The organism is Cyclobacterium sediminis, assembly GCF_054781075.1.
The window spans coordinates 180,276-192,238 of sequence record NZ_BAAGVC010000002.1 but is presented as its reverse complement, the minus strand read 5'-3'; the positions used below and the strand labels follow the sequence as shown (position 1 = coordinate 192,238).

9 protein-coding genes and 1 tRNA gene are annotated in these 11,963 nt (G+C 37.4%); 2 read left to right on the top strand and 8 right to left on the bottom strand.

The genetic code is table 11. From position 1 onward, the window contains the following. Positions 1-212: 212 nt before the first annotated feature. Positions 213-2,168, top strand: a complete 1,956-nt coding sequence (locus ACYVHJ_RS01400) for a hybrid sensor histidine kinase/response regulator transcription factor (RefSeq protein ID WP_460511883.1) — start codon at positions 213-215, stop codon at positions 2,166-2,168. 432 nt (positions 2,169-2,600) lie between these two features. Here the strand turns inward: ACYVHJ_RS01400 and ACYVHJ_RS01395 are convergent, their stop codons facing one another. The 4 genes from ACYVHJ_RS01395 to ACYVHJ_RS01380 all read right to left on the bottom strand — a co-directional run bounded on the left by ACYVHJ_RS01395 (position 2,601) and on the right by ACYVHJ_RS01380 (position 7,381). After that, positions 2,601-3,887: a sialidase family protein gene (locus ACYVHJ_RS01395; RefSeq protein ID WP_460511880.1), complete on the bottom strand. Its 1,287-nt coding sequence runs from the start codon at positions 3,885-3,887 to the stop codon at positions 2,601-2,603. Positions 3,888-4,498: 611 nt separating this feature from the next. After that, positions 4,499-4,571: transfer RNA gene (locus ACYVHJ_RS01390), tRNA-Thr, on the bottom strand. 147 nt (positions 4,572-4,718) lie between these two features. Further along, positions 4,719-6,752, bottom strand: coding sequence for a DUF349 domain-containing protein (locus ACYVHJ_RS01385; RefSeq protein ID WP_460511878.1), 2,034 nt, complete (start codon positions 6,750-6,752; stop codon positions 4,719-4,721). Positions 6,753-6,811: 59 nt separating this feature from the next. Then, a complete protein-coding gene (locus ACYVHJ_RS01380; RefSeq protein WP_339903033.1) occupies positions 6,812-7,381 on the bottom strand; it encodes a YqgE/AlgH family protein in 570 nt (189 codons plus the stop codon). 98 nt (positions 7,382-7,479) lie between these two features. On the opposite strand from ACYVHJ_RS01380, the gene pdxH reads away from it, so the two are divergent. After that, positions 7,480-8,118: a pyridoxine/pyridoxamine 5'-phosphate oxidase gene (gene pdxH / locus ACYVHJ_RS01375; RefSeq protein ID WP_460511876.1), complete on the top strand. Its 639-nt coding sequence runs from the start codon at positions 7,480-7,482 to the stop codon at positions 8,116-8,118. A gap of 85 nt (positions 8,119-8,203) precedes the next feature. Here the strand turns inward: pdxH and bshB1 are convergent, their stop codons facing one another. The 4 genes from bshB1 to ACYVHJ_RS01355 all read right to left on the bottom strand — a co-directional run bounded on the left by bshB1 (position 8,204) and on the right by ACYVHJ_RS01355 (position 11,951). Next, positions 8,204-8,920 carry a bacillithiol biosynthesis deacetylase BshB1 gene (bshB1, locus tag ACYVHJ_RS01370; protein ID WP_460511874.1) on the bottom strand — a complete coding sequence of 239 codons (717 nt, stop codon included), beginning with the start codon at positions 8,918-8,920 and terminating at the stop codon, positions 8,204-8,206. Between the two features lie 30 nt (positions 8,921-8,950). Continuing rightward, a complete protein-coding gene (locus tag ACYVHJ_RS01365) occupies positions 8,951-9,982 on the bottom strand; it encodes a peptidoglycan DD-metalloendopeptidase family protein (protein ID WP_460511872.1) in 1,032 nt (343 codons plus the stop codon). A gap of 11 nt (positions 9,983-9,993) precedes the next feature. Beyond that, positions 9,994-10,932, bottom strand: a complete 939-nt coding sequence (trxB, locus tag ACYVHJ_RS01360) for an NAD(P)/FAD-dependent oxidoreductase (RefSeq protein WP_460511870.1) — start codon at positions 10,930-10,932, stop codon at positions 9,994-9,996. A 155-nt stretch (positions 10,933-11,087) separates the two neighbouring features. After that, complete coding sequence (locus ACYVHJ_RS01355; RefSeq protein WP_014021150.1) at positions 11,088-11,951, bottom strand: sigma-70 family RNA polymerase sigma factor; 864 nt, start codon at positions 11,949-11,951, stop codon at positions 11,088-11,090. Positions 11,952-11,963: the final 12 nt, after the last annotated feature.

Below are 11,963 nucleotides of genomic sequence, written 5' to 3'. Positions count from 1 at the left end.
CAAACCGGCTGGAAAAATTTTATAATAACTATTTTTAAATGGAAAATGGTCAATAACTCAACACCTAAATTCAATTGAATACAATTCGACAACATTGGTTAAACCTTTATAAAGCAATCTCATTGATCGGGTTTGATCCTGAAAAACCTAGAGAAAAACAAAAGCAAATAAAGCTCTTAAATATCTTTTGTGGATTTTGGATATTAATCGAAATGGCTTCAATTATTGCTGAAATTTTTGAACCCAATAAGCCACCTGTTTATATCTTTACCCATCTAGCCAATTTTGCAGGCATTTCACTTGTATTGTACCTTCAGTGGATAAGCCGAAATAAAATGGCAATTGCCCTATTTTTTTTCTTGGTTTACTTTAGCAATTTTATGTTCTCCAATTTCATTATATCAGGTAAAATGTTAGAAGCCGGATACCTTTTAGCTCCTGCCTTTGTACTCTTGTTTACCAACAATCGTTTTTATATTTTTTCCTCATTTGTATTGTCCCTTGTTCTTTTCATAATACCCAATATTTTTTTTCTCCATTATCCACAAAATTATTTCGGCCCTGATCGTTTCATCTTCATGGTTTTCGCAATTGTATTTGTTTTGGTTTACTATTTCAAACAAGAAAATCTAAAAAGTGAAATTGCTTTAGAAATAGAGCGAAAAAATATAGCCGATATTAACGAACAGCAGTCTCAGTTTTTTATCAATGTCTCTCATGAGGTCCGTACCCCTTTGACACTTATCAAAGGTCAAATCAATAAACTTAAAAAATACAACTCCGAATTAAATGATGCTCAAATACAGTCCATCGTGACCCAGCTCAATAACCAAGCTGATAAAATAAAAAAATTAGTAGATGATGTAATCGATTTAGCCAAAATGCAGGATACCAATTTCAGCATGAGCTTACATCCAATAAACTTGACTGATTTATTGAAGAAAATAGCTACTTCTTTTGAACCTTTATTTAAGCAAAAGCAAATAACGTTCAAGGTAAATACAAGTACCTCACCAAAATTCGTTTTGGGTGATAAGCTATATCTGGAACGGGCACTTAATAACATTCTATTGAACGCCTTAAAATATACGGGAAAGAATGGGAAAGTAACCCTATTCCTAAAGGAAAACCAAACCTCAATAACCATTGGTGTGGAGGACGATGGCATAGGTATAGAAAAGAATGATTTAGAATTAATATTTAATCGATTTTATCAAGCAAACAACTCTTTCAATAAATCCGGTGGAAGTGGTGTTGGACTGGCTTTCAGCAAAGAGATAATTACAAAAATTGGAGGAACAATTAGGGTTTCCAGCAAACCTTCAGTTGGGAGCACTTTTGTTATACACCTTCCTAAGGTTGAGAAAATCAAGGAAAGAGATAGTGTTAAAAATAGCGAAATAAGCAAACTTGAGATATTGGAACATTTTTCTTCTTCTAATAAAAAAGTTAAAATTTTATTGGTCGATGATGCTTATGATATGCGACTCTACCTTAAAGATTTACTATGTAAATACGAATGTCTGGAAGCCGGGGATGGCCATGAAGCCTTGAAAATAATAAAGAGTCAAGCCGTAGATTTTATCATTACAGATTATATGATGCCAAATATGAATGGATTAGAATTCATTTCAAAACTTAAATCCCTACAACATTCTGCTCCAATTTTGATGCTTACTGCGAGGGCAGATAACCAAATCAAATTATCTACCTTAAGACTTGGTATCGACGATTATTTACTTAAACCTTTTGAAGAAGAAGAATTGATCATACGGATAAATAATGCATTAATAAATAACAACAAACGTACAAGGTATCAACTGGAGGAAAAAATAGACCCCTCCCAAAATGATTCTAACAATTGGATTGATAAATTACAGGCATATATTTTTGAACAATCCGGGAAAAGTAAAATCAATCAAACTGATCTTGCCGAGCATTTTAATCTTTCATCAAGTTCTTTATTTAGAAAAATAAAAAGTGAAACAGGTTTATCCCCTAATGAACTTATAACAGAAGTTAAATTACAGAAAGCTAAAATGCTACTAGAAAATAGGCAGGTTCACTCCTTAAAACAACTTGTTCTCGAGGTTGGATTTAAACATTCTTCCTATTTTTCAAAAAAATACTACGAGCGATTTGGCAGCAAGCCTAATTATAAATTCTAGCAAGTGACTTTGAACGATAAAAGAAAAATCAACTAAGTACCTAACCAATGGAACTAGGTTTTGGTCAAAGTAATGTAGAATAATACAAGAGATTATTTTCCTGATCATTCCCTTTTTCTTCTTACAGCTGAATTAGATTTTAACTAAATCGACATCAAAATCAGACCAAAAGTTGAAGAAATATCATTTGCTTGTGTCGTTGAAAGTCCAACAATCCACCAAGTTGATTCAGTTTCCAATGTTATATGGATAAACATTAAAGGGTAATTTTATGATCCTTAAAATATTACAAACACCTTTTAATTTACAAGTTGTAATGTACGTACCTATTACTTTGGGTTTGTTTTTATTAAAAAATTTTGCTCTTATCATCTCATAAAAAATAGTAGTAGGAAACTCTACAATTCTCTTAGTATTAATTAAATCTTTTAATTATTGTTTTGAATTCAAATTTGGACGCTTCCACTTGATTTTGGCAGTAAAAACACTATTATCTGCTGGTACGTTTTCTTCTCCTCTCATATACTCGGCCACTGTAACCCAAGTCTCATTTTGATTGACCTCCATTATGCCAAAATTACCTAAAGCTACTCCCCTGTTAGGAACCATTACCCGCTCTGTATCACGAATTACCTGAAGTTCATCAGGATCTACCTTGGCCATAAAAAGTGGTGCTCTATGACGGAAAACCTCATCGTTATTAGCTCCCCTTCTCGTATATACCAAATATAAGGCATCACTATGTCTCACCCAATGTTGTTGTGTGTTATAACTACCCAATACAGCACCATCATCAAAAGTCCACTCCTTAGGAGTACTAAAATGCAGGCCATCTGTACTTTTGGCAACATAGGCACTCTTATCACTGCGCATGGTAAGATAATACTCGCCATTATATAAGGTAATGGATGGTTCATATATTCCCCTACCCTGCTTAAGTATTAACTCATCACCATGTTCCTGATAAATCAGATGCTCTCCATCAAAAGAGCACCGAACAACAGTAGTACTGAACCCAAAATCATCACTTTTCATCAAATTACCAATACTGAACGCCTCCTCCGGGTTATTCATTGCTAAGGAGGCCTGTTCCTCTGTAACCTTAAAATAAAATATAGGCAGGAGAATATCTCCATCGGGCAACTCCAACCATTGAGCACTGCCGGCTGCCGGGGCCATTAAAAGCATTCCGTCATGATCCAGTTTTGGAAGGTCCAGAAATTGAGGAGCACTCCATTGTTCTGCTTCAGCATCAAGATAAGCATAGACCACTTTCTTTTTCCAACCGTCATGTGTCTTTGCGTTAGAATAAAAAGGGGAGGTACCTATATTTACTACTTTATCGGTTTTCGAATGCCATTGAGGCCACATATCAACCAGGGATCGATAGCCATTGTCTTGTTTAATGATAGTCAAAGAAGGTATGACTTCAGGTGAAGTCCAGGTTTCCCCCATATCTAGGCTTTCTATCTGAAACAAATCATGGTACACATCTGAGCCCTTTTTAAGGGTTTGAGACATGGTGGTGATTACCTTTGGAGGTTCAGAAGGAATTACTGCTGAACGCGCATGCGTCCAGGTAAACTCCTTTTCATTGCCTTTGGCAATGGTTTTCAGTTCTACTGTGTATGCTTCATCTTCATCAGTTCTTTTTTCATTACAGCCAATGGCTATTCCCAGGGTAAGGCAGAAAAATAATTGGATGAAAGTTCTTAACATTTGCTTACTGAGTAAAAGTCTATCGTGAATAAAATAAGTAATTATAGTCATCTCTTTTTATAGTCCTACACTTTCCAGCCCTACTTTAAAGGGTTCTACCGTTAGAGTTAATATCCTTCCTTCAGCATATAGCATTTGATTCCTTACTTCTTCTGACCTCATTTTTTTTGAGAAATTGACAAGTTGGAGGAGAGAGATATTCATTCAACCACTTAAAGCCAGCATTAGAATCCAGAAAGTTTTAGCCAGGATCAAAACAACAAATAAGAATCTTCTTTGAGAGCATAGATTCTAAAAGAGACTTAATCGTTTATTTATCTTGAATTGGTTGCATAAATTACAAAAAATAACACCAATTCTAATTCCATTTATAAAACAAAAGGAGCATAAACAAAAAAACTAACCTCACCTCTTTTGCAAGGAAAGACTTATCCTTTGAAAAAATATTGGGAGAAGGATAGCTTAAAAAGTACAATTAATAATTTGCAATCCATACCATATTTATGTTTTATGATAATTTTGCTTCTTTTCTCTTTTTACTAACCGGATATAGAACCACTGCCACAAAAAAACCCTTACAAGAAAAATCCTGTAAGGGTTTGAAAATCAAGAGCCTCCTGTCGGGATCGAACCAACGACCTACTGATTACAAGTCAGTTGCTCTACCAGCTGAGCTAAGGAGGCTTCTCTATAAATACACCCTTTTAAAAGTGTCATCAGGAAGTCTTTTTCCCTGATTGCGAGTGCAAATATAGTTTTATACTCCTATGAAATCAAAACTTTTGAGAAGAAATTTCTAACAAAACACCTATTTTACTCATAGTGAAGGCATTAAAATTCTCTGATAATTGAAAGTTTCTTTTTGAGTTTATCCACTTCCTGCTCAGCTTTCTCAATCTTCTCCTCAAATTGATCTTTCAGCTTGTCGGCCGTTTTTGAAGCAGCAAAAAACTCCAAATTGTTTCTCCACAAAGTAATGTTGTTTTCCAAATCCGTGATCTGTCTGCGAATACCGTGCTCCTTTTTATTCAGAACTTTATTGCTATTCGGGTCTGCCTGAAGTTTGTTAAGGTTAAGTCTGAATAGAAAATCATCCTTACTTTCCCCTTCAAGCTCTAGTTTGGAAACATATTCGTTTACAGCCGTATTGAATTTATTGGAAATATCCTTCATGCTCTTTCTTGGCACAAAACCTATTTCATTGTATTGCTGGATAAGCTTTTCGAGGTTTTCTGAGCTTGTTTGGTCTTCATCCTTTGCAGCATCTAAAATCTCCTGACATACCTTTTCTTTGGCCACAAGATTCTCTTCAAAGGCCTTATTGTTTTCTTTGTTTGCACTTCTCCTATTATCGAAGAAGGTGTCACATGCTTTTTTAAAGCGATTGTATAGGTCGTCACGGAATTTTTCAGGCATTGGTCCCAATTCCTTCCATTGCTTTTGCAATTGTATTAGTTCATTGGAGGAATTTTTCCAATCGGTACTGTCCAAGTAAGACTCTGCACTTTCAATTAGTTGTTCAGCCTTTTCCTTGTTCTGTTGCCTTATCTCATCTAATTCCTTAAAGAATAAATTTTTATGGTGAAAAAACTGCTTAAATAGTCCCCAAAAGGTTTTGTTGATCTCCTTACCTGCTTCTCTAGGTACAGGACCAATGGCCTCCCACTCTTTTTGAAGGGCAAGGATTTCTTTGGTTTTAGTATTCCAATCTCTAATTTTCTCAGCTTTAAAGGACTTGAATTCTTCTAGTTTTTCAATTAGTCTTTCCTTCAGTACCTGATTGGCTTTGAAAACTTCTCGCTGACTGTCATAATACGCTTTACGTTTGTTGTAGACAGCATCGGAAGCACTTTTGAAACGTTGCCACAAGGCTTCTTGATCTTCTCTGGGTACAGGCCCTATATGTTTGAATTCTTCGTGCAGGTCATTCAAACTTTTAATGGCTTCCTTTACATCTTCCACCTCAGACAAAGCCTCTGCTTTGCTGCATAGCTCTAATTTACTGTCCAGGTTCTTTTTCCTATCTAGCTCTTTCAGCTCAAAATAGATACTGCGGTTGTCATAAAACCTATCCATTAAAGCATTATAGGAAGCCCAAAGATTTTTATTTTGACTATGGGGAACAGGGCCTATTTTTTTCCATTCATCTTGGATCTTTTTTATAGTCTCAATACTATTGGTGGTCTCTTCCCCATCCACAATAGCCCTTAATTGATCTAGAATAAGGTTTTTATTGTTGGCATTCTTTTCCTTGGATTTTTCAAGGTCTTTGAATTGTTGGTGTTTTTTCTCTTTAAACAATTGGTAGGATGCGAAAAACTCGCGGTCTTCGTCTGTTCCTCTATATACAAAACCATCTTTTTCTCCTCCTTCTTTGAGAAATTGATCAAGGGCTTGTGCTTGCTCTTTTAAATAATATTCGTCGTATTGATTTTTAATTTCTTGTACCAAACTATCTCTTCGAACAAAATTCTGTTCATGTACAAAGTCTTTAAGCACTTTAATAAGTTGAGCTTTGGTGTAATTGTGAAAATCAAATTCCTCTTCTTCCTCTTCACTTTCTTCTGAATCTTCTTTGGCAGCCGGGCTGGTTTCACTTGAAGTCTCAGCCACCTCAGTTTTATCTGAAGATGCTTCTTCATTGATTTCTTTTTGTTCCTCAGCAACTGTTTCTTTCTGATTCACACTTGATGAAGAACTGCTTTCCTCATCCTTTGGGTCAGTTGTTGGTGAACTTTCACCAGTCACATCACTGCTTGGTGTTTCCTCCTTTTCGGTAGAAGCTTCTTCTCCTGATTTTTGACTATTTGCCAATCCTTCAGTAACCTTGTCTGCATTTTCAGACATTTCTTTCTCGTTATCCATAATATTTAAAATATTCCTGCGTAATTCAATCCATACTAAACAAAAGTAGCAATTTTGAGCTAATTTAGTCTTGGGTCAATCGGATAATTTGCCAATACTTGGAAATCACCCCCCATATTCTTTAAAATAACTCGCCATAATTCATCCGGAGCTACCTTAAAGATCTTTTTCGTATGGATATTGTCACAAACTATCCATGTGTTTTCCAGCAATTCCTCACTCAATTGCCCTTCTTCCCAACCTGAATAGCCTAAGAAGAAACGAAAATTAGCAATATCCAGTAAGCCGGACTTATACTTCTCCATTAATTCATTAAAATTACCTCCCCACCACAGTTGATCTCCTAATGCCACACTATCTTCCAGAAGTTGCTCTCCACAATAAATAAAATGAAGCGTATTTTGCTCCACGGGGCCACCAACATATACTTCCTTACCTAATAGTTCACAACCTTCCATGAGCTCGTCCAATTTGAATATAGACAGCTTATTCAACACCAAACCGAAAGAACCTAACTCATTGTTTTCACACAAAAGAACCACAGACCTAACAAAATTTTCATCTTGTAGAAAAGGTTCAGAAATCAACAAACTTCCCGATTTTGGCTTTATATTGGACCTATCAACCATCAACTGTGATTTATATGAGGCATTAATATAAAGCAAAAAATCTTAAAACCAATATATTTGTATTCCAAACTTAAATTTCAGCTACAAATAATCATAAAATGAAATTAGCAGACATAAGAATAGAATATTCTTCTAAGAAATTGAATTTAAATGAGGTAAATAAGGACCCTTTGGAACAATTCAAAGTATGGTTGTCTGAAGCACTGACTGCAAAAGTAAATGAACCGACAGCCATGCACCTGTGTACCGTAAATGAAAATGGCCATCCATCAGGTAGAATTGTTTTACTTAAAGGGGCTGACGAAGGCTTTGTTTTTTTTACAAACTATTCCAGTAAGAAAGGACAGCAGCTCACCATAAACTCCAATGCATCTTTGACATTTTTCTGGCCTGAACTTGAAAGGCAGGTAAGAATTGAAGGGGTAGTTACTAAAACTTCTACTGAAGAATCTGATGAATATTTTAAAAGCAGGCCAATTCAAAGCCAAATAGGCGCATGGACAAGCCCCCAAAGTGAGGTGATCCCTAACCGAAGCTTTCTGGAAGAAAGACAACAGGAAACTGAAAAAAGGTTTCAATCGGAAGCGATGAAAAGACCCGAACATTGGGGAGGGTATCGGCTAATGCCTTCTAGCATCGAATTTTGGCAAGGCAGACCCGCACGATTGCATGACAGGGTTTTATACAAACGCAAAGAGGGAGCACCTGAATGGAGCATGGAGCGATTGGCTCCTTAACAGCTATAGCAATAAAGTGCTATTAAAAATAGTACCCCAACATGGATAACAAATGATCTGTCCCTGTTGGGGTAAAAACAACGGGTTAAATTAAGTTGAAAAGATCTTTCACTCCTGCAACCCTTTCAACGGTAAAACCTTCACCGAATTCAACATTGATTTTATGTCCCAACTCCCGAGATCTCGCTTCAATAAAGTCCAGAAATTCAGGTCTTGAAATAAAGCTTTCCGGTTCATTGGAGTCAGGGTTATGAAATTGAGACTTAAAAGCAAGAATACTATCTTTTTTGGTTTCCCAATAATCAGAAATATCAACAACGATATCCGGCACTATATATTCATTTTGAATGTAGTGGTAAACATACTTTGGCCGCCAAACTTCCTGAGGAACTCCATCCAATGTAGTCTCTAACTTCCTCAAACCACTTATAAAACAAGCATGGGAAGCCAGGCTTGCCCCTTTTCCATGGTCGGGATGCCTGTCTCTAACAGCATTGGCAAGCACTATTTGCGGCTTGTATTTTCGAATCACCTTAGCTATGGCTGTTTGGTGATCCAGGTCATCTTTAAAGTAGATGTCCTTAAAGCCCAAATTTTCCCGGGCACTAAGCCCCAAAATTTTTGCAGAAGCATCTGCCTCCAGCATTCTGATCTCCGGTGTGCCACGGGTACCCATTTCTCCCTTTGTAAGGTCTAATATACCGACCTTATAGCCCTTATCTATATGAGAAGCCAAGGTGCCACTACATGCCAACTCAATATCATCAGGGTGAGCAGCTATGGCCAAAATATCCAATTTCATTTTTATCCTTTAAAATGAATTTTAAAACGCTTATTGTATTTGCAGACGCCTTCCTATTCTAAGAATAGTTCGCGTACTAATTCCATTTAATCTGGTAATCTGACTTACCCTAACTCCGTATCGCCGAGCAATGACAGATAAATTATCTCCACTTCGAATCCGGTGATATACAGCTTCCCGCATTTTAATTTCATGATCGAAACTTTGGGCAGTTATTGTATAAATGGGCGACTTAATTCTCCCAATTTCAAAATCGAAAATTTCTTTAGGATTGATAGACAGCCCCTGATACCGAATCTCAAAATGCAAATGAGGCCCTGTACTTCTACCCGTGCTTCCTCCAAGACCAATGATATCACCGGCTCTAATTTCCTGCCCCACTTTCACTTGCTTCTTCGAAAGATGTCCGTAGATGGTTTCAAGCCCATTTCTATGTCTAATCACCACATAATGCCCATAGCCATACCGCTCATAGGAAGTAATGCGAACAATACCATCAAATGCGGACCTGATCGGGTCACCGGTTTTTAATTTTAAATCAATCCCATGGTGCCATCGGTAGCGCCTTCTCCCAAAATCTGAATTGATTTTGGTATTCTCCAGAGGAGCGCTCCAACCGGAGCCATAATAGGAATTATATAATGTTACTGGAATCGTATCTTTAAACTCTCTTGGATCAAAATCATAACTGTTAATTTTATGACTGTCCCAGCGTCCGTAATATTCATGGGCTGTAATCCAAATACTATCAATCAATACCTTCTCTGCCACTTCCACCATCACATGTGTAGGTGCCCAGATAAAAGCATCGCTATTTTCACTTACCAGAGACAGTCGCTTTTTTAGGTCAAGGCCATCTTTGAAAATCAAAGCATCTGTGGCCTTTTCTAAATCACTGCGATATTGATCAGCATCAAAATTCAGCGCACCAGAAGGAACGGCCAGATTTTGTTCTACTACACCATTTTTATGTTTATCTCTCTTTTTATTTTGTGCGATACTACCAAAGCTTACGGACGTCAAAAGAAGAAGAACCAAGAGCCACCTTTCTTTTAAACGCATAAATTATAGACCTATTCTTGTGAAGTCAAAAATCTTTCTGCGTCCAAAGCTGCCATACAGCCTGTTCCTGCAGCAGTAACTGCTTGACGGTATTCATGATCCTGAGCATCTCCACATGCAAATACCCCGGGAACATTGGTTTTTGTACTATCCGGTTGGGTAAGTATATAACCATTTTCATCCATATCAATCTGATTTTCAAAAATAGCAGTATTGGGTTGATGTCCAATGGCTACAAAGAAAGCTTCCACAGCCAAATCCTTCTCCTCTCCTGTAATCCTGTCTTTTACCTTGGCACCGCTCACCTCTTCATCACCTAAAACCTCAACCGTTTCATGGTTCCAAAGGATTTCAATTTTAGGGTTTTTCATCACCCTATTTTGCATGATCTGAGAAGCCCGAAGTTCATCTCTCCTCACCAACATATAAACCTTATTACAGATATTGGCCAAATAACTTGCTTCTTCACAGGCAGTATCTCCACCTCCTACGATGGCCACATCTTTTCCTCTAAAGAAAAAACCATCACAAACAGCACAAGCAGATACACCTTTACCGTTGAGTCTGGTTTCACTTTCTATACCCAGCCATTTTGCAGATGCACCGGTAGAAATAATTACGGTTTCTGCAAGAAGGGTTTTTCCCTCATCTACAGTAACTTTAAAAGGTCTATTACCTGCATCTATGTCTGTCACTACCCCATACCTCACATCAGTTCCAAAGCGTTCCGCTTGTTTTCTGAAATCTTCCATCATTTGGGGACCCATGACACCGTCTGGATATCCGGGATAATTTTCTACATCATTGGTGATGGTCAGCTGACCACCGGGTTGGACGCCCGTATACATTACAGGAGAAAGCCCTGCACGAGATGCATAAATAGCGGCAGTATAGCCTGCCGGACCTGATCCAATAATAAGAACCTTTATTTTTTCTATTTCTTTGTCCATTGTTTTATCAATTGTTCAATACTTCTCACAAAGTGAAATTCTTTCGAATACTAACACCATAGCAAAACAAAAAAGTTTACTCGAATGGGATTTTTTTGTGGGATATAAAAAAAGGGCAAAGTGCCCTTTCTTAATTCTTAACTTTGTTTAAATTTTTATCCCAGATAAGGCTTCAAAGTTTTACTTCTACTGGTATGTCTAAGTCGCCGAATGGCTTTTTCTTTGATTTGCCTTACCCTTTCGCGGGTGAGGTTAAATTTTTCTCCTATTTCCTCTAAAGTCATGGCATGTTCGCCATTAAGTCCAAAATAAAGGGTAATGACATCCGCTTCCCTTTGGGTAAGCGTAGATAAAGCCCTTTGAACTTCCTTCCTCAAGGAGTCATTCATCAAACCATCATCAGGTTTAATTTCACCGTCGTTTTCCAATACATCAAGCAAACTATTTTCCTCTCCTTGAACAAATGGAGCATCCATAGATACGTGCCTACCGGAAATTTTCATGGTATCCACTACTTCTCCCGCAGTCACCTCCAAAACTTCCGCAAGTTCTTCAGGTGAAGGTTCACGTTCAAACTTTTGCTCAAGCTCAGAAAAGGTTTTGCTAATCTTATTTAAGGACCCCACTCTATTTAGTGGAAGCCTTACAATCCTGGATTGCTCGGCAAGGGCCTGAAGAATAGATTGGCGAATCCACCAAACGGCATAAGATATAAATTTAAAACCCCTGGTCTCATCAAATCTCTGGGCGGCTTTAATCAAACCTAGGTTCCCCTCGTTGATCAAATCTCCCAATGATAAGCCCTGGTTTTGATATTGCTTGGCAACGGAGACAACAAACCTAAGGTTGGCTTTGGTTAATTTTTCCAAGGCCAATTGGTCACCTTCACGGATCCTCTTGGCCAAAACCACTTCTTCATCTGCTGTCAATAAATCTACCTTACCTATCTCTTGAAGGTATTTATCCAGAGATTGACTTTCCCTGTTGGTAATCTGTTTACTGATTTTAAGCTGCCTCATTCAATTTTATTG